This window comes from Pseudomonas sp. FA117, from assembly GCF_057370475.1.
The window spans coordinates 5,117,065-5,135,335 of record NZ_CM170675.1; the positions used below are offsets into that span (position 1 = coordinate 5,117,065).

Sequence of the window (18,271 nt, forward strand, 5' to 3'; positions counted from 1 at the left end):
CATGAACCGGACATGGCAGGACCTGCACAGCCCCGACGCCCGCACCAGCCTCTACCTGCGCGCGCTGGGCAAACGCAAGATCAGCGGCCAGTGCATGCCGGAGCAGGGCCTGCGCTGTTTCCTGCGGGTCGATCCGGCGAACCTTGCGGCGTATCGACGGCTGTGCCATTTCAGCGACGACGGCCGCCTGCCGCCCACCTATCCGCATGTCATGGCGTTCACCCTGCAGTTGCAGGTGCTGACCGCCCATGACTTCCCGTTCCCCCTGCTTGGCCTCGTGCACCTGCACAACGACATCGAAGTCCTGCGGCCGCTGGGCGGCATCGAGGGACTGCGCTTCGCCGTGCACGCCGACAACCTGCAACCCCATGCCAAGGGTGGCACCTTCGACCTGATCACCGAGGCCCAGGACGGGCTCGGCGTGCTCTGGCGCGAAACCAGCCGCATGCTGGTGCGTGGCCTGAAGCTCGAAGGGCAGGCGCAATCGACCCACCAGGCAGCCCCCCACGACTTGCCGCAGGTCACGCGCTGGTACGCCGACAGCGACATCGGCCGGCGCTATGCCAAGGTCTGCGGCGACTACAACCCGATCCACCTGAGCGCCGCGAGCGCCAGGCTGTTCGGCTTTCCCACCGCCATCGCCCATGGCATGTGGAGCAAGGCGATGACGCTGGCGGCGCTGCGCGGGCACCTGCCGGTAGCCGGTTATGGGTTCGCGGTGGATTTCCACAAGCCGGTGCGGCTGCCCTCGGAGGTCGTGCTCGGCGCCAGCGCCGCAGGGCCTCAAGGGCAACTCGGCCTGACCGGCCATGGCGCGCTGCTGCACATGACCGGCGCGTGGCGAGCCCTGTAGCTCGCCCGCACCAGCAGCCTGCAATTCACTTGCTTTGCTCCGCGGCCCATCCGAAGCTATGCGCCAGAAGGAGAGCCCTCGATGAACCTGCAAGAACTGACCGAACGCCTGCACCGGATCCGCGACACCAACGACTGGCGCGCTTTCCACAGCCCGAAGAACCTGGCCATGGCCGCCAGCGTCGAGATGGCCGAGCTGGTGGAGATCTTTCAGTGGCTGAGCGAAGACCAGTCCCGCCAGCTCGCCCCGGAGCAACTTGCCCATGCAGGCCAGGAAGTCGGCGATGTGGTGCTGTACCTGCTGTTGCTGTGCAGTGAGCTGGGGCTGGACATGGATACCGTAGTGCAGGCCAAGCTGGCCGATAGCGAGAGGCGCTTCGCCCGATGAACGATCGTCATTTCGATGAACTGGCCAGCCGCTTCGCCGAGAAGATCTACGGCGGTGCCAAGGGCGCCATCCGCCTGGCCGTGCTGCAGGCCGACCTGGCCGAAAGCCTGCCCGACCGCCCCCTGCGCATCCTCGACATCGGCGCCGGCCTGGGTCATATGGCCCTGTGGCTCGCCCAGCGTGGGCACCAGCTGACCCTCGCCGAGCCTGCGGCACCGATGCTCGACGGCGCCCGCGCGCGCTTCGCCGAGGCCAACCAGCACGCCACCTTCATCCAGGCGCCCTGGCAAGAGCTGCTCGGCCAGCTCACCGAGCCGTTCGACGTAGTGCTGTGCCATGCCGTGCTCGAATGGCTCGCAGAGCCGCACAGCATCCTGCCGGTACTGCACCAACTGACCGCGCCCGGCGGCTGGCTGTCGCTGGCGTTCTACAACCGCGATGCGCTGGTCTACCGCAACCTGCTCAAGGGCCATTTCCGCAAGCTGCGCAGCGACCGCCTGGCGGGTGAAAAGCACAGCCTGACCCCGCAGAAACCGCTTGATCCGCGTGAACTGCGGGCGCAACTTGAAGCGCTGTGGCAGGTCGAAAGTGAAAGTGGTGTCAGGGTTTTCCACGACTACATGCCCAAGGAGTTCCAGGACAAGGCCGAGCTGCTCGACCTGCTGGAAATGGAACTGGCCCACCGTCGTCACCCAAGCTTCGCCGGGCTCGGTCGCTACCTGCACTGGACCTGTCGCCCACGCTGACCCCGCCTGTCGGGAGGAACACATGCCGTACCGTCTGTTGTGCCTGGCCCTGCTCCCCCTTGCCCTGGCCGCCTGCCAGGGCAGCAACCCCTATGTCGCCAGTTCCCGGCCGCTGCCACCGGCGCCGCCGCAGGCCGCGACCACCTTCGATGCCAGCGCCTACCCGTCCGCGCCGCGCGACTATGGGCGCTACCGCAGCTGGAGCTGGCGCAACGGCCAGTTGCCCAGTGGCAGCGCCAATGCCGATCCGGCCCAGCTGGCCGATGCCATCAGTGGCGTCCTCGACCAGCACGGCCTGCGTCCGGCGCGCGGCGCCAGCGCAGACCTGCTGGTCAGCGCCAACCTGCGCCTGGAGCGTCGCCTGCGCCAGGTCCGCGACTACGACTACGACCCTTACTACGGCCCCTCCCCCTACGGCGGCATCGGCTATGGCGGCTATCGCAACGGCTATGGCGCCTACGGCAGCGTACCGATCGTGCGCACCTACGAGGTCGAGGTAATGGTGGTGCGCATCGACCTGTTCGATGCGCGCAACGGCCAACCGGTGTGGAGCGCCAGCGCCGAGAGTGGCAGCGACAAGGACTCGCCGCGCGAGCGGGAAAACGCCCTGCGCGAGTCGGTACGCAAGGCACTCAGCGGCTACCCTCCCAGTTAACGCCTCAGGAGAATCATCATGTTGCGCCGTGTCGTTCTGCTGTCCTTCGCACTGCTGCTCGCGGCGTGCGCCAACAACAATGTCACCCAGGATTTCGACGCCAGCCGCGACTTCGCCGCCTATCGCAGCTGGGCCTGGCAGGAGCCGGCGCTGCAGTACCGCCCGGATGATCCACGGATCAAGAGCGACCTCACCGAACAGCGTATTCGCCAGGCCGTGGCCGACCAGCTCGACCAGCGCGGCCTGCGCCCGGCACAGGGCAACGCCCGCGCGGATGTTAAGGTGCGCACCTACCTGATAGTCGAAGACCGCCAGCAGCAGATCACCACCAATTACGGCGGCGCCTGGGGAGGGTACTGGGGCGGCTACTGGGGCGGGCCGATGTACAACGAGACGCGCAGCGTCGACTACAAGGTCGCGACCATCCAGGTCGACCTGTTCGATGGCCGCGACGGCAAGCTGGTGTGGCGTGGCAGTGCCGAACAGATCATGAACAACTACCCGCCCAGCCCTCAGGAACGCAATGCCGCGATCCAGAAGACGGTGACCCAGGTGATGAGCAACTATCCGCCGCATTGAGGCCCAACGCCGCTGCAGAAGCGGCGTGAAGTGCTGATAAGAGGCAAGATGCCATCACCGTGACTACACTCCTGTAATCGCAATCGCGATGCGTGGCCTTTTGGCCTGCAAAGGAGTGCCCGTGGTTACCTCTCGTGCCAAGCGCCAACGCGGCGCAATCGGCCTGATGGCCGTCATCACCCTGGGGCTGGCCCTGCTGTTCCTGCTGCTGGTGATCGACAGCGGCAGGCTGTACCTGGAACAACGCAAACTGCAGCGCATCGCCGACATGGCTGCGCTGGAGGCTGCAGGTCAGTTTGCCGTGTGCACCGGCAGCGGCCCGCAGGCCAATGCCATCGCGCGCACCGCCGCCACCCGCAACGGCCATGCGCCTGGCAACCCCCTGCTGGCCAGCTGTGGCTACCTGCAGACCGGCGCCAACAGCCTGCGCACCTTCACCAGCGACAACAACCGCAACGAAGCGATCCGGGTCGATGTCAGCAATACCGTCACCACCAGCGTGGCGGGCGGCGTGTATGCCCTGCTGCAGGGCGGCGGGGTGCCGCTGACCACTACCTTGCAAGCGCACGCGGTGGCCTCGGCGCCGCTGCCGCCGCAGGCGATGCTGAGCATCCGCACCACCCTGGCCACCGTCGACTCACGTCAGTCGGTGCTGCTCAACGCCCTGCTCGGCGCACTCGGCGGCGGCGTACAACTGGACCTTGCCGGCTGGAAAGGCATCGCCGCCACCGACATCAAGCTGCTCAGCTATCTCGACCAACTGGCGATCGACCTCAACCTCACGGTCGGCGACTACAAGCAACTGCTCAATGCCAACGCCACCGCCACCCAACTGCTGCAAGCGGCGGTCAAGGTCCTGCAGCAAAGCGGGGCGGCGCTGGAGGTGGTGACCAACCTGGGCAAGGTCGCACTCGGCGCCGGCAACAGCACGCTGCTGCGCCTGGGCGACATCCTCGACATCCAGAATGGCACCGCACAGGCCGGTCTCAACGCCAGCATCCAGTTGCTGCAACTGGTGCAGGGTGTGATCCAGCTGGCCGCCAGCGAAAGCGCCGCCAACGTCGACCTGCCGCTCAACGTGCTCGGCCTGGTCAACGGGCGGGTTCGCCTGAAGGTCATCGAGCCGCAGCAGATCTCCTCGATCGGCGACCCGCGTACCGACGAACTGCGTGTCCACACCGCGCAGGTCCGGGCGATGATTTCCCTCGACCTGCCGCTGCTCGACGGCATTTTCGGCCTGCTCAACGCCGTGCTCGACCTCGCCGCACCGCTGACCAACGTGGTCAACAACCTGCTCAGTCTCAACCTTGCCGCCACCATCCAGTCGGTGCTGTGCCTGCTCGGCATCCCCTGCACCGTCAGCGATATCGTCCTGGTGCCCGGCAAGCTGCACCTGGACGTGGGCCTGGAGGTCGCCGAAGCCACCACCCGCCTCGATCCCTCGGCCCCTGACACCTTCAGCTGTTCACCCAAGCGCCTGACCACCCGTACCCAGAGCTCGGCGCTCAAGCTGGCGGTGGGCCGCTTCGACTCACCCGATGCGTTCTTCACCACCGGCACCACCGCAGTCAAGGCGCTGCCGCTGATCGACATCGGCACCAAGCGCTGTACCCGGCTGTTGATCCTGCCGCTCGGCGACTGCGAACCGCGCATTCCCTTCGTCGGTGGCGGCATCGGGCTGCGGGTCGACAGCAAGGTGCTCGGCAGTGGTCTGCAGGAGCGCCCATTGGTTTTCCAGGGGCCCGCCAGCGTGCCGCCGAACGTTGGCCTGCCACCGGCCTACCTGAAGATGCGCACGGCCAACGACAACGTGGTCGGCAGCCTCAGCGACACCCTGCTGGGGATCCAGCTGGAGGCCTACAAACCCACCAGCAACAGTGGCCTGGGTGAGGTGCTGGTGATCGTCGGCAACGTGCTCAATGGCGTCAAAGGCATTCTCGAACCACTGATCAAGGGCCTGCTCAGCCCACTGCTCGATCCGCTGGTGAACGTGCTGCTCAAGGTGCTGGGCATCGACCTGGTCAATGCCGAGGTCGGCGCCAACCTCAGTTGCTCGAGCGGGCGCGCTCAACTGGTGCTGTAGCTCGGCAGCAGGATACGGAAACAGGCGCCCTCGCTGCCATTGAGCACCTCGAGGCTGCCGCCCATGGCGTCGACGATGCCATGGCTCACCGACAACCCCAGGCCGGTGCCGACCCCGGCCGGCTTGGTGGTGAAGAACGGCTCGAAGATCCGCCCGAGCAGACGCGGATCGATGCCACCGGCATTGTCCTCGACCTGCAGGCACAAGCCCCCGTCCAGGATCCGTTGGCAGATGCGGATGACCGGTGCCTGGGGGCGGCGTTCGAGCAGCGCGTCGCGGGCGTTGATCATCAGGTTGATCAGCACCTGCTCGAGCTGATCCTGATGCCCGAGCACGCTCAGCGGTTTGTCCGGTGCTTCGATCTGCACGGCCACGCCCTTGCCGCGCAGCCCCTCGGCCAGTAGCGCGACTGCACCGTCCACCGCGTGCCAGGCAACGAATGCCTGGCGTTCGAGTTCAGAGCGGCGCCCATAGACACGCATATGCTCCACCAGGCGCGCTGCGCGTTCGACCTGGGCCTCGATGCGGTGCAGCTTGTCGTTCAGGTAGTCGATGTCCGCCGCACCGTTCTCCAGGCGCTTCAGGGTATTGGCGACCGCCATGCGCATCACGTTCAGCGGCTGGTTGATCTCATGCACCAGCCCGGTCGCCAGCTCGCCCAGGGTGGCCATCTTGGCGCCTTGCAACAACTGCTGCTGGCTGCGCCGTACCTCGGTGTTGTCGCGGCCCACCGCCTGGATTTCCAGCAACTGCCCGTGTTCATCGAACAGGCCGCGGTCAGCCCAGACCCACCAGGCGTTCTCTCTCGCCGGCAGCTGCAGGCAGATTTCCGCACTGCTCAACGGTTGCTCGGGGGTCAGCGTCGCCAGGCGCTGGAGGAAGGCAGTGCGCTGGCTGTCGGACATCCATTGCCCGAGGTTCATCCCGCCCAGTTGCTGCGGGGCACACTCCAGTTGATCGGCCAGCGGCCGGTTGCCGAACATCAGCTCAAGGTCCGGGCGGTAGCGGCAGATCATCGCCGGTGAGTCGTCCACCAGCACTCGGTAGCGCTCCTCGCTCTGGCGCACACGCTCGGCTGCCTCGGTAGCCTCACTGACGTCCAGCCACAAGCCGACCACCTCCACCGGCTGGCCGAGGTCGTCACGCAGCAGGCGGGCTTCATCCAGCACCCAATGGTAGCCGCCCAGGTGGTCACGCAGACGATAGCGACAGCGCGCCTGCCCATCACGCAACAGCGTACGGGTGCGCTCCAGCCACAGCGTACGGTCGTCCGGGTGCACCGCCAGGCCCGGCTGGCGGGCCTGCTCGCTGTCGCTGCTCCAGCCCAGCATCGGGCCCAGGCTGGCGCTGAAGAACTCGCCATGCAAGGCACCTTCGACGTAGCGCTGGATGTAGATCACTGCCGGGGAGCTGGCGATCAGGTTCTCGAGCCGCGCCCGGGCGGCACCGGCCTGGAGCTCCTGGGCCTTGAGGGCGCTGATGTCGAGCAGGAAGCCACGGACCTGGCGCCCCTGCAACTGACCTACCCAGTGCAGCCAGCGCGGACCGCCCTGCTCGTCGTTTTCCAACAGGCGCAGGCTCAGGCCCAGGGCACGGCCTTCACGCAATTGCTCCAGCGCAAGCTGCGCCGCCTCGCGGTCAGCCGGGTGCACCCGTGCCAACCACTGCTCGACGGTGACCTCCTGCGGCAGTCCGAGGCTGGCCGCCAAATCCGGGTCCAGCAGCAGCGGCCCTTGCAGCGGCCACTCCCACCAACCGGCACCCAGCTGTCGCTGCAGCGCCTGAAGATGCCGTTCGCTGCGTTGCAGGCGGCGCTGGCGAAGGCGTGCCAGCAAGGGATCGAGCAGCGACTGCAGCAGCAGTTCGCAGTCCTCGGCGGCAGGGGGCGCCTCACTTGCCGCACACAGCAACAAGGCTTGGATATCCGGCCCCAGCCAGTAGGGCATGATCAACAGTGGCAAGCCACCGCACAGCACCTGCAGTTCGGCATGGTCAGGAGCGTCGAGTGCGCCGTGCAAGACAAACTTTTCCAACCAGGGCCGCAGTTGTCCGTCATTGGCCCAGGGCCAGTCATCGTCGCTGCCGGCATGGCTGTGCCAGAGGCCATCATCGATCAGCATCAGCCGCAACGATCCCGCCTGCCAGTGCTCGGCCAGACGCTGCAGTTGCTCGCCGGTCACCTGCGCCAGGCGCTCCTCGCCGCAGCCGCGCACTGCACTGGCGATGTCGCTCGCCAGGCGTTGCAGGCCCAGGCGTTGCCCGCCGTGTTCATGCTCACGCAGCAGATCGCCGATGTCGAACAACTGCAGCAACCAGCCCTCGGCCTGGCGTTGCAGCCAGCCACGCGTGTGCAGGGCATGACCATGCACGGTACGGAAATCCAGGTCCAGCGGCTGCCCCTGCCAGTCCGCCGGATCACCCTCGAGGACCAGCCAGCTGTGATGCTGCAGGTAGTCCTGCACCCGTGTGGCATGACTGGCCGGCAAAGCCAGCAGGCTGCGCAACGGGCCGGAAAGGCGCAGCACCTGCCCCTGTTCGTCGAGCCACAACTGCAAGCCAACCGCCAGGGGTGCCTCGGCCTGTGACTGCCCCCCCAGCCAGCGCTCGAACACGCCGCTCACAGCTGCAGGCTCGCTTCGGCGCGCAAGCGCTGGGGCAGGCGCGGCACCTCACCGATCAGCGGCAGCGCCAGCACCGGCATGACATTGGTCAGCTTGCTCTTGGGGTAGTCGATGGTCACGGTCAGCAGGTTGCCTGCGCTCAAGCTGACCCGCGCATCGGTGGCCGGCTGGAAGTCCAGCGCGGTCGGCATCCAGCTCAGTTGCTGGCCGATCACCTGGCGCGCCAGGTTCTGTACATCGGTGGCGTAGCTGGCGCTGCCCGGGTCCAGCGCCACGCAGCGGCGCACCGCCTCGCTGCTGGCCTGGTTGAACGATTGCAGCAGCAACACCGGCAGGGTGTAGCTGACGAGGCCGTAGAACACCGCGAAAAAAATCATGAAGACTGCGACAAACTCGATGGCTGCCGCGCCTTTTTGCCGTACTGCCGGGCCTGCTTGCATGATCGCGTCTACCCTGACTATGAGTCCTGAGTGACAGCATAGAACCCGTTCAACGAATAGGGATGGCCATTTGCCAATGCAAAGCATTGTTCTCCTGATGTGGCTTGCCTTGTGCACCGAACAAGATGTCCGTGAACGGCAGATCTCCAACACCCTGACCCTGGGTGTCGCAGCCTGCGCCCTGGCCTGGCTGTTCGCCACCGGGCACAGCTGGATCGGTGCCGATGCCAGCGATGCCGGCTGGGCCCTGGCCATCGTCATGTTGCTCACCCTCCCAGGCTACATGCTTGGACGCTTCGGCGCCGGTGACGTCAAGCTGCTCGGTGCCCTGGCCCTGGCGACCAGCCACCAGTACGTGCTCGGTACCTTCATCGGCGCGGGCGTTGCGGTATTGCTGTGGATGCTCGGCCGCCGCCGTTTGTGGACCCTGGCCAACCCCAAGGTGAAAAAGCGCCTGCAGCGCCTGGCCGAGCAGATGGGCGACAAACAGCCCTTCGCACCTTACGTGCTGGCGGGCTTTCTCCTGACAGCCGTCTGGATCCAGTGAGTGACCGTACAGTCGAATCTGCGTGTATAGACCTTGTACATAATCGCAAAGTGCGACTACTTTTCTTAACGGCTGGGCAATCTGGCCAACGGAGCAGGGCCCGTACGAACAGGGAGTTGAACGTGAACAAGTCTGCGAGTGAGGTGAAGGTGCTGGTGGTCGACGATCAGCCATTGATTGTCGAAGAGTTGTGCGAGTATCTCGAAAGCGCGGGATATCACTGTGTCCCGGCGCATTCATCGGCGCAGGCCATCGAGCGCTATGGCGCCGACGAGACCATTGGCCTGGTGCTGTGCGACCTGCACATGCCCGAACAGGACGGCATCGCACTGATGCGTGCGCTCAAGACCATCGCCGGACAGCAACGCCTGTTCGAGGCGATCATGCTGACCGGGCGCGCCGACAAGCAGGATGTGATCCGCGCCCTGCGTGAAGGTTTTTCCGATTACTACCAGAAGCCCATGGACCTGGCCGAACTGCTGGAAGGTCTGCGCCGCCAGGAGCAGGCGCTGCTGGAGCGGCGTCGCAACTTCCGCGAGCTGGGCAGCTTGAACCAGCGCCTGCAGGAGCTGGCCGATTCCATCGACGACCTCTACCACGACCTGGAAAAGGCCCGGGGCCAGGGCGCGCAACGCCGTGCCGGGGACGCGGAGGAAGCCGAGAACGAGTTGCCGCCGGTGTTCGAGAAGCTTTCACCCCGCCAGCTGGAGGTCGCCAAGCTGGTCAGCAAGGGCAAGACCAACTACCAGATCGCCTGCGAACTGGGGATCACCGAGAACACCGTGAAGCTCTATGTCTCGCAGGTACTGCGCCTGACCCACATGCACAACCGCACACAGCTGGCCCTGGCCCTGGCACCCCGCTCCTCGCCGCTGCACCAGCGCTTCACCACCCATTAGTGGCTGCGACCGTGGCACGGGCGCAGCCCGTGCCAGACAGCGCGATGCCCTTTTCGCCGGCAAGCCCGCGCCTACGGGTATCGCGCTCAGTTGTTCGACGACGTCACCTTGGTCCAGCGGTAGAAATCCGGGATCACGTACTTGTAGGTGTCCAGCCAGCGCTGCATCGACTGGTCGCGCTCGCGGGCCGTCTGCACCTGCACCTGGCTAGAGGCCTGCTCGCCGCTGGACTGCACCCGCAACAGCGCCTCGGTCGCGGTCTCCGCTCGCGGCTCACGGGGCGGCTCCTGGGCCATGGCCAGGCACACGCTGCCACAGCCGGCCACCATCAACAGATACCTGATCATGTCCACCCTCCTCCTGCTCAATTGACCACCGCCGCGCCAGCATTGGCCGCCGCGATCGGACCGCGCCCCGTCGACTTCACCTGCCTGGCACGTGCCTGGGCATCGGCGAACTGTTCGGGTTTCAGGCGCAGGCGGCCGACCAGGTCGGTGGCCTGCTGCCAGTTGTCCTGCACCAGCGACAAGGTCACCAGGTTGACCGCCGCCAGGCTGTTGTCATCCTTGAGCTCGATGGCGGTGAGAAACTCGAAGCGCGCCTGCTCGTAACGGCCCAGGTTCATCAGCACCACACCCAGGTCGTTGCGCACGCGCTCGTCGGTCGGGGCCAGTTGCGCCGCGCGCTGCAGACTCTGCAGGGCCTGTGCGTCGTCGCCACGGGCGGACGCCAGTTGCCCCAGCCCGTGCTCTCCCTCCGCCGCCAGACAACCGCCCAGCAAGCTGCGATACAGGGGCTCGGCCTCGCTCCGCCCGAGCAACCTCGACACCCGCGCCTTGCGCAGGCGCACCTGGTCGAGCGTGTTCGGCAACTGCTGCAGATGTGCGAGGCTGGCATGTGGTCGCCCCTCGTTGAGCATCTCGTCGGCAAGATTGAGTGCCAGTTGCTGGTCGGCATCCGGCTTGCCGCAGGCCGACCCTGCAAACAGAGCCCCCATCCCCTGCGACTGCTGCCCGGCGCAACCGCCCAGCAGCAACAGGCCGGTGAACAACAGGATCGCTTTCATCCTTCCCTCCCTAGACCCCCAAGGCCCGCGCCAACGCCGAAAAACCCGGTCCGGCCAGGACGATGAGCAAGGCCGGAAACAGGAACACCATCATCACCGCCGACATCTTGGCCGACATCTTCGACACCCGTTCCTGCAGCCGCGTCAGGCGTCGGTCGTCGAGCAGGTCCTTGAGCGCCAGCAGTGATTTCATCCCGCCACTGCCCTGCACCAGCAACTGCTGGAGAATCACGAAGGTGTCGGTCAATTCTTCCACCGCCAGCGTGCGCGCGGTCTTCTCCAGCTCGGCGCCCAGCGCCAGTCCGGAATCCACACGTTGCAGGACCTGACGCAACTCTTCGCTGATTTCCGGCACCAGCGATCGTCCCTCCTGGGCGAGCACCCGCAGCGCCTGCTCTACCGCAAGGCCGGTCTCGAAAAGAATGCGCAGCAGCGGAATCATCAGGCTGATCTCCTGGGCAATGCGCTGCTGGCGGCGGGTGGCTGCCAGCGCCAGCAAACGCTTGGGCAGGAGGTAGCCGATCACCAGGGCGCACATCGGCAAGATCATCCAGTGCAGGGCGTCGGCACCGATGAAGGCATGCTGCAACAACAACGCCAGCGCCAGGCCCAGCAACGGCAAGCCCAGCTGCACCGCGGCGAACAGTGCACGCTGGCGACTGCGGCGCCAGCCGATACGTTCGAGCAGACCCTGGGTTTCACCATCGAGGTCCTGCAGACGCTGACCCAGTGGACTGCTGCCCAGCCAGTGCAGCAGGTCGCCCAGACGCTCTTCGCGAGCCAGGCGCCCTTGCAGACGCCGCGCGACCAGGTAACGCGCACGCAACTGGCGGGCAGCCTGCAACCCCAACAGCGTGGCGGCGGCCAACAGGCACAGGGCACAGATCAACAAGGCCATCTCACAGGCTCCTCATCATCCGCCACAGCACCAGGCAGCCCAGCGCCTGGAGGGTGAACGCCAGGAACAGGAGCAACTGCCCGTTGCTGTCGCGCCACAGGCTCAGCAGGTAGTTGGGGTTGACCGTCAGGAAGTAGCCGACCATGAGCAGTGGCAACGCCCCGAGTACCCAGGCAGTGACGCGGGTTTCGCCGGTCATGGCCTTGAGCTGGCGTACGCCCTGCTCGCGTTCGCGGATCAGCTTGATCAGGTTCTCCAGCAACTCGCTGGCATTGCCGCCATGGCGTTGGTTGATGCGCAGGCCGAGGGCGAACAGACGCAGTTCGTCCTGGCCGTAGAGCTCGGCCAGCTCGCTCACCGCCTCCTCCAGCGGCACGCCCATTTGCACGTTGCGCCGTACGCGGCCCATGGTCGAGCGCAGCGGCTCGCGGGTGCCGTCGATGCCGCCGAGCACGGCGTCGCTCAGGGTGCGTCCGGCCTTGAGGCTGCGCACGCTGTAGTCCAGCAGGCCGGGCAGTTGCTCGATGATCTGGCGCATGCGACTGCGGCAGCGCCAACTCAGGTAGAGGTAGCCGATCACTGGCAACCCCGTCAGCACCATCAGGGCCGCCAGCCCACCGGCCAGGATCAGCGCCACCAGTACCAGCCCGAGCCACAGCATGAGCCAGCGCTGCACCCGGATTTCGGCACCGCCAAGGCCGGCGCGTTGCAGCAGCGGGTCGAGCCAGTCGCGCCGGGCACCGCCGCTGCGAATCACCTGGTAGGCACGCCCGAGCCGCTGCAGGATGCGTTCCTCGCCACGCTTGTACAGCCCCAGGCGAAACAGCAGCAACGCCGCGCCGAGCAACAGCGGCGCCAGCGCCAGCAGCAGCGGCCCGATCACTGCACACCGTCCTGGCGCAACTTGCTGCCCGCAGGGTTGGGTGCCTCGCGCAGAAAGGTCTCGCCGCCACGTCGATCGAGGCGGAACAGGGTGTTGGTCACGTACACATCCTCACGCACGCCAACCACCTCGAGCACCTCGCTGACACAACGCCTGCCGTCAGGCAGCCGGGTAAGCTGGATCACCACGTCCAGCGCGGCGCAGATCATCTGGCGCAAGGTCTTCTCGGCGATCTGCCGGCCACTGAGGCCGACCAGGGTCTCCAGGCGCAGCAAGGCATCCTGCGCGGTGTTGGCATGCACCGTACTCATCGAGCCATCATGCCCGGTGTTCATCGCCGTCAGCACATCGAGCACCTCGGCACCGCGAATCTCGCCGAGGATGATGCGGTCGGGGCGCATGCGCAGGGCATTGCGGATCAGTTCGCTGGCCTTGATCTCACCGTGACCCTCGGCGTTCGGCGGGCGGGTTTCCAGACGCACCACATGGGGATGGTGCAGTTGCAGTTCGGCGACATCCTCGATGGTCACCAGACGCTCGCGCGGCGCGATCATCTGGCTGAGGATGTTCAGCAACGTGGTCTTGCCGGTGCCGGTCCCGCCGCTGACCAGAATGTTGCAGCGCCGACCCACGGCACGCTCGAAGAAGTCGAAGATCGGTTGATCGATGGCCCGGGTGGCCAGCAGGTCGGCGCTCTTGAGCATGTCCTGGCGGAACTTGCGGATCGACAGGCACGGGCCGTCCAGTGCCACCGGCGGGATGATCGCGTTGACCCGGCTGCCATCGGGCATACGTGCATCGACCATCGGCGAAGACTCGTCCAGCCGCCGACCGAGGGGTGCGAGAATGCGCTGCATGACGCGCTCGACATGGTGCGCGTCGATGAAGCGCAGGTCGGTCTGCTGCAGCAGCCCGGCCCGCTCGACGAACACCCGGTGCGGGCCGTTGACCAGGATCTCGGTCACGCTCGCATCGCGCAGCAGCACTTCCAGCGGGCCGAACCCGGTGAGTTCGTCGACCAGTTCCTCGGCCAGGCGCTCCATCTCATACCGCGATAGTGCCAGGCGCAGTCGCCCGACGTAATCGCCGACCTGTTCGAGAACGAACTGGGTCAATGCCGGGCGTGCACCTTCGAGCAGATTGCGTCCGCTGTCTTCGATGGCGTCGATGGCGAAGCGGTGCAGTGCGCGCTTGAGGGCGTGGGGGTCGCCGGAGGCATGGCGCTGGCCACCGAAGGGTTCGTCGATGTTCATTTGCTACCCCACAGCCGACGCAGCCAGGGGAAGCTCGGCGCAGCGAGGTTTTCCGACCGCCGCGCCAGACGCTCGCCAAGGCCACGCAATGCCTGGGTCAGCCCTTCGCGCGGGGCCAGTTCGAACAGGCTCAAGCCCTGGTTCTTCACGTTGAGGCGCACTTCGGGGCAGTCGGGCAGAATCTTGAGCAGTACCAGGCCATAGCGTTTGGCAAGCGCCTCGGCATCGGGGGCCACGTTGCGCAGGTAGCGGTCCACCAGCAGGCTGGCGTGTTCCAGCTTGATCCCCCGGTCACGCCAGGATTCGAGGACCTCCAGGTTGCGGCGGCAGTCGAGGATGTTCTGGTCGGTGTAGACGATCAGCTTGTCGCAATGGCTGATGATGGTGCGCAGCGCCTCGCTGTCGGCATGCCCGGTGAGGTTGACGACGATGTGCTGGAAGTGCTGGCGCAGCGCGCTGAGCAGCATGTACAGCTCGGCGGCGCTGGTCTGGCGCAGCGGTTCGTCGTCGTCGGCGTAGCTCAGCAGGCGCATGCCGCCCTTGTCGCGGGTGAAGGCGCTGTCGATCAGCGTGGTGTCGAGCCGACGCAGGTGGCGCAGGGCATCGCCGAAATGAAACGAAGCCTCCAGCCCGAGCAGGGCCAGGCTGTCGCCACGCGGCAGGCCGAGATCGAGCAGCAGGGTCTGCTGGCCACTCTCCTGCACCACCCGCGCCAGGTGCGTGGTCAGCAGCGCACCATCGGCACCGCGCTGAGCACCGTAGAGCACGGTCAGACCGCCCAGGCTGGGGTTGCTGGTGACTGTCGGCAGGCGCTTGCCGAGCCTGCGCACCAACCCGGCCACCTCGCTGGCCCGCGAGCCATAGGCGACGAAATCGCGGGCCCCGGCACGCATGGCATGCAGCACCAGCTGGTTGTCCATGCCATCGCCCAGCGCAACGATCGCCAGCATCGGCTTGGCCTCTAGCACTCCCTCGATCAGCGCGCACTGGGCCACCAGTTGCTCGCGGTCCAGGCCGATGAACACCAGGTTGCTGAAGGTCACGTCGACCAGCGCCAGCAACTCGTCGAGCGTGCCGGCGCTGGCGCCGATCACCTGGCCCAGGGGCGCCAGGGCGTCCTGCAGCCACTGCAGGTCGTCTTCGTTGCGGGTAATGGCCAGGTAGGTCTGGTTCAGGTCCTCGTTCATCGTGACAGCCCTCCGTGGCCTTCGAAGTTGCCGTTTTCCATGAAGAACAACTGCCCCCAGCTGGGATCGTAGGTACGCAGCGCCTCGCCCGGCAGTTGCGGCAGGCGCGCATTGACCGCCAGCGGCTGAACCAGGTGTGGGGTGACGATCATCAACAGCTCGGTCTCTTCGCGTACCAGCGACGACTGGCGGAAGAACGCGCCGAGGATCGGCAGGTTGCCAAGCCCTGGGAGCTTGTCGACCGAAGAGCGGGTGTTGTTGCTGACCAGGCCGCTGATGATGAAGCTCTCGCCGTCGGCCAGGGAAATGCTGGTATCGGTGCGCCGCACACTCAGCGCCGGAACCTGGGTGCCGGCGATGTTCACCCCGTTGCTGTAGTCCAGTTCGCTGACTTCGGGAGCGACTTTCAGGGTGATGCGGTCGCGGCTGACCACAGTCGGCGTCAGCGCCAGGCGCACGCCGAACTCCTTGTACTCGATCGACACGTTGTCACTGCCCGAACTCGGCACCGGCACCGGGATCTCGCCGCCGGCCAGGAAACTTGCAGTCAGCCCGCTCAGCACCGTGAGGCTGGGGCGTGCCAGGGTGTAGGCGAAGCCGCTGTTCTCCAAGGCGTTGATCGCCGCGAGGAACTTGCTGCTGCCGCCGCCCCAGACGATGTTGAAGACGCCATTGTCGAGCGGGATACCGGGACGCACGTCAGCATAGTTAACCGAGTTGGTGGTGGTGCCAGTCTGCACCCCTGGCACGTAGTCGGGGCGCACCGTGGTGTTGGGTACCGTACCCGGCGAGCCAAACAGGCTGTTGTTCGACCCCTTGAAGAACAGTCGCGCACCGGCCTCCTTGTACTTGCTGCGACGGACCTCGACGAAGCGGATATCGGCCTGCACCTGGCTGGGCAGTTGCGCGTCCTGGGATGGCAGCAGGCTGGCTTCGGCCATGTCGGCAGTGGCGCGGCCCTTGACGAACAGCATGGCCCGGTGCGGTGCCGGGGCACAGGCTGTCCACAGCATCAGCGTGGTGTTGCCCGGGCCGACGGCCGTCAGCAGCACCGCGCGGTCACCGCTGGCCTGCACATCGGCCACCTTGGGTTCGCCGACCGCCACCCGGCTGATGGCCAGCGGCAGGCGCAATTCCTGCTGCAGGCCCTGGTCCATCTCGATCACCGAGGGCAACTGGCCAAAGGCCTCGCAGCCCTTGACCGCCGCCTGGGCCTGGGGCGCCAGCGCCCCCAGCAGCACGGCACAGCACGCATGGTAAACACTACGCTCGGAACGTCGCATCGCTGCATCCTTGCTCGGTCAGGGGGTGTTGTCGGAATCGGCGGCCTTCGCCCCTCGAATGATCTGCATGCCGGGTGCGGCGCTGCTGACAGCGGCGCTGGCCACCGGCGCCTGGGACAATTGACTGAAGCGATAGAGCTCGCGTCCGGCGCTCTCCACCTGCGGTCGGGCTTGCGCATCGGCCCAGTAGCGGGCCAGGCGCTGCTCATCGGCGCTGCGCACGGCCAGGCGCAGGGTGCCGGCCTGGGCGGCGAGCATCAGCCGGCTGGCCAGGGTTTCGGGCACCGCCAGCGTCACGGTACGGGTGAAACCGGGGCTGCCCTGGCTACCCTGCCGGTCACGCCGGGCCTGCTCCTGCTCGGCGGTCTGCGCCGGCCGGCCATCATTGGCCAGGCCCATCTGTTCCCCGACGCTGAGCACCCGCAGCGCCGGCACCACCACCTGGGCCGACGCCTGCGGGTTGCTGTTTTCTTCGCGCAGGAACAGCAGCACGTCTACATAGTCCCCCGGCTGAAGTTGCCCGGCAGCACCAATCACATCGTCCACCCCCACGGCCACCGCGCGCTCGTGCTCGCGGATCATCCGCGCCAGTGGCCCGCCCGCCTGGAAACTCGACTCCTCCAGCCAGCTGCCGGCCGGCAAGGCGCGCGCGCTGGTGCGCCCGACCACCTGGTCGAAGCGTTGGAAGGCACCTGCTGGCACGACCTGCAGACGCTCGAGCAGCAAATCGTCCTCGGTGACCGGGGTATTGGCCGGCAGCGCCTGGCGCAGCACGACGATGGCAGAGCGGGCGGGTTCGGGGGGCGGGGCAGGCACAGCCACCACCTCGGTGGGCGACTCGGTTGGCGCAGCAGCGGGAACCGGCGGGGCTGCAACCGGTCGACTCAGTACCAGGCCCCAATAGCCAGCCAGCACGGCGGCAAACAGAAACAGGACAGCCAGGACCATGGTCGTGCGACTGCTCATCTGGGCCTCCCTGCGCTATTGCCATGATGGCAAAAGGTAACTATTTCGCTATTGGACGGTAGCGCAACCCTCACCATTCGCCATGAGCCACAACGGGATTTTTTCGGACACCCAATAATCTCATTTAAAAACAATAGGTTATGGTTAAGTCCAAATGCCCCTACTTTAGGTGTAATGCTTTTTTACATTTGCAGGTGCTGCCAGCTTGGCAATCCTATGATGGCAATTGGACGTTACTTCGCCACGTCCTCACACCCGCGCCATCGGCGCAAGGAGCTGGGCCATGCAACTGCAAAAGATCCTTCTGCACTGCAAGAACTTCATCACCCGCAAGGACGGTGCCTCGGGTATCGAATACGCGTTGATCGCAGCGATGGTCGCGGTGGTACTGGTACCGTTCGTGCCGACGATCTCCGGCAAGATCACCGCGATGTTCAACTCCATCTCGGGGGCGTTGTGATCCTGGGGTTCCCCCCGCTGCAGTCCGCCAGGCAAACAGGAGCCCAGCATGCCGAACTCTTCCTCGCGCCAGCAGATTCTCTTGGTGGACGACGAGGAAGAGGCACTGCTGGAACTGGCTGAGCTGCTGGAAAACGAAGGCTTCAGGTGCCACACCGCAACCTCGGTGAGGGCCGCACTGCACCAACTCACCCAGCACCCCGACGTGGCGCTGGTGATCACCGACCTGCGCATGCCCGAAGAAAGCGGCATCGGCCTGATCAAGCGCCTGCGCGACCACACCGCCCGCCAGCACCTGCCCGTGATCGTCATGTCCGGCCATGCCGACATGGACGACGTCAGCGACCTCCTGCGCCTGCATGTCCTCGACCTGTTCCGCAAACCGATCTATCACGCACGCTTGCTGGAGACGCTCGACAACCTGTTTCCCAAGCCGGTGATGCAGGTGGTGAGGGGGTAGGCGCTA

General features: G+C 66.1%; 20 protein-coding genes. 10 read left to right on the top strand and 10 right to left on the bottom strand.

Annotated features, from left to right (window positions below):
* Nucleotide 1 precedes the first annotated feature (1 nt).
* From AC1TXO_RS23545 to AC1TXO_RS23570, 6 genes are all read left to right on the top strand, one after another.
* Entirely contained in the window at nt 2–853 is an 852-nt protein-coding gene (locus tag AC1TXO_RS23545) for a MaoC family dehydratase (protein WP_486403950.1), read from the top strand.
* A gap of 81 nt (nt 854–934) precedes the next feature.
* Nucleotides 935–1,240, top strand: a complete 306-nt coding sequence (locus tag AC1TXO_RS23550; RefSeq protein WP_486403951.1) for a MazG-like family protein — start codon at nt 935–937, stop codon at nt 1,238–1,240.
* A complete protein-coding gene (locus tag AC1TXO_RS23555; RefSeq protein ID WP_486403952.1) occupies nt 1,237–1,986 on the top strand; it encodes a methyltransferase domain-containing protein in 750 nt (249 codons plus the stop codon). The genes AC1TXO_RS23550 and AC1TXO_RS23555 overlap by 4 nt, the downstream gene beginning before the upstream one ends.
* A gap of 22 nt (nt 1,987–2,008) precedes the next feature.
* The gene (locus AC1TXO_RS23560) at nt 2,009–2,641 is read left to right on the top strand and encodes a DUF4136 domain-containing protein (RefSeq protein WP_486403953.1); all 633 of its coding nucleotides are present in this window, start codon (nt 2,009–2,011) and stop codon (nt 2,639–2,641) included.
* A gap of 18 nt (nt 2,642–2,659) precedes the next feature.
* Entirely contained in the window at nt 2,660–3,220 is a 561-nt protein-coding gene (locus tag AC1TXO_RS23565) for a DUF4136 domain-containing protein (protein WP_486403954.1), read from the top strand.
* A gap of 121 nt (nt 3,221–3,341) precedes the next feature.
* Nucleotides 3,342–5,303: a pilus assembly protein TadG-related protein gene (locus AC1TXO_RS23570; protein ID WP_486403955.1), complete on the top strand. Its 1,962-nt coding sequence runs from the start codon at nt 3,342–3,344 to the stop codon at nt 5,301–5,303.
* On the opposite strand, the gene AC1TXO_RS23575 is transcribed toward AC1TXO_RS23570, so the two are convergent.
* On the bottom strand, nt 5,288–7,924 hold the full coding sequence (locus AC1TXO_RS23575; RefSeq protein WP_486403956.1) for an ATP-binding protein: 2,637 nt from the start codon (nt 7,922–7,924) through the stop codon (nt 5,288–5,290). The genes AC1TXO_RS23570 and AC1TXO_RS23575 overlap by 16 nt on opposite strands.
* Complete coding sequence (locus AC1TXO_RS23580; RefSeq protein WP_486403957.1) at nt 7,921–8,364, bottom strand: TadE family protein; 444 nt, start codon at nt 8,362–8,364, stop codon at nt 7,921–7,923. The genes AC1TXO_RS23575 and AC1TXO_RS23580 overlap by 4 nt, the downstream gene beginning before the upstream one ends.
* A gap of 76 nt (nt 8,365–8,440) precedes the next feature.
* Here AC1TXO_RS23580 and AC1TXO_RS23585 point away from each other — a divergent pair, with 76 nt between their 5' ends.
* On the top strand, nt 8,441–8,911 hold the full coding sequence (locus tag AC1TXO_RS23585; RefSeq protein WP_486403958.1) for an A24 family peptidase: 471 nt from the start codon (nt 8,441–8,443) through the stop codon (nt 8,909–8,911).
* 122 nt (nt 8,912–9,033) lie between these two features.
* Nucleotides 9,034–9,810, top strand: coding sequence for a response regulator transcription factor (locus AC1TXO_RS23590; RefSeq protein WP_486403959.1), 777 nt, complete (start codon nt 9,034–9,036; stop codon nt 9,808–9,810).
* Between the two features lie 86 nt (nt 9,811–9,896).
* Here AC1TXO_RS23590 and AC1TXO_RS23595 read toward each other — a convergent pair whose 3' ends face one another.
* From AC1TXO_RS23595 to cpaB, 8 genes are read right to left on the bottom strand one after another with little or no spacing between them, the layout of a single operon-like run.
* Nucleotides 9,897–10,157, bottom strand: coding sequence for a DUF3613 domain-containing protein (locus AC1TXO_RS23595; RefSeq protein WP_486403960.1), 261 nt, complete (start codon nt 10,155–10,157; stop codon nt 9,897–9,899).
* Between the two features lie 17 nt (nt 10,158–10,174).
* Nucleotides 10,175–10,876: a tetratricopeptide repeat protein gene (locus AC1TXO_RS23600; RefSeq protein ID WP_486403961.1), complete on the bottom strand. Its 702-nt coding sequence runs from the start codon at nt 10,874–10,876 to the stop codon at nt 10,175–10,177.
* Between the two features lie 10 nt (nt 10,877–10,886).
* Nucleotides 10,887–11,774 carry a type II secretion system F family protein gene (locus tag AC1TXO_RS23605; RefSeq protein WP_486403962.1) on the bottom strand — a complete coding sequence of 296 codons (888 nt, stop codon included), beginning with the start codon at nt 11,772–11,774 and terminating at the stop codon, nt 10,887–10,889.
* A 1-nt stretch (nt 11,775) separates the two neighbouring features.
* Nucleotides 11,776–12,657 (bottom strand): type II secretion system F family protein, encoded by an 882-nt coding sequence (locus AC1TXO_RS23610; RefSeq protein WP_486403963.1) that lies wholly within the window; start codon nt 12,655–12,657, stop codon nt 11,776–11,778.
* Nucleotides 12,654–13,910: a TadA family conjugal transfer-associated ATPase gene (locus AC1TXO_RS23615; protein WP_486403964.1), complete on the bottom strand. Its 1,257-nt coding sequence runs from the start codon at nt 13,908–13,910 to the stop codon at nt 12,654–12,656. The genes AC1TXO_RS23610 and AC1TXO_RS23615 overlap by 4 nt, the downstream gene beginning before the upstream one ends.
* On the bottom strand, nt 13,907–15,097 hold the full coding sequence (locus AC1TXO_RS23620) for a CpaE/TadZ family protein (protein WP_486403965.1): 1,191 nt from the start codon (nt 15,095–15,097) through the stop codon (nt 13,907–13,909). The genes AC1TXO_RS23615 and AC1TXO_RS23620 overlap by 4 nt, the downstream gene beginning before the upstream one ends.
* Nucleotides 15,094–16,380 carry a type II and III secretion system protein family protein gene (locus tag AC1TXO_RS23625; protein WP_486403966.1) on the bottom strand — a complete coding sequence of 429 codons (1,287 nt, stop codon included), beginning with the start codon at nt 16,378–16,380 and terminating at the stop codon, nt 15,094–15,096. Before AC1TXO_RS23625 ends, AC1TXO_RS23620 begins: the two co-directional genes overlap by 4 nt.
* Before the next feature lie 18 nt (nt 16,381–16,398).
* The gene (gene cpaB / locus AC1TXO_RS23630) at nt 16,399–17,346 is read right to left on the bottom strand and encodes a Flp pilus assembly protein CpaB (protein ID WP_486403967.1); all 948 of its coding nucleotides are present in this window, start codon (nt 17,344–17,346) and stop codon (nt 16,399–16,401) included.
* A 283-nt stretch (nt 17,347–17,629) separates the two neighbouring features.
* Between cpaB and AC1TXO_RS23635 the strand changes: the two genes are divergently transcribed.
* Nucleotides 17,630–17,806, top strand: a complete 177-nt coding sequence (locus tag AC1TXO_RS23635) for a Flp family type IVb pilin (protein ID WP_486403968.1) — start codon at nt 17,630–17,632, stop codon at nt 17,804–17,806.
* Between the two features lie 48 nt (nt 17,807–17,854).
* Complete coding sequence (locus tag AC1TXO_RS23640) at nt 17,855–18,265, top strand: response regulator (protein WP_486403969.1); 411 nt, start codon at nt 17,855–17,857, stop codon at nt 18,263–18,265.
* Nucleotides 18,266–18,271: the final 6 nt, after the last annotated feature.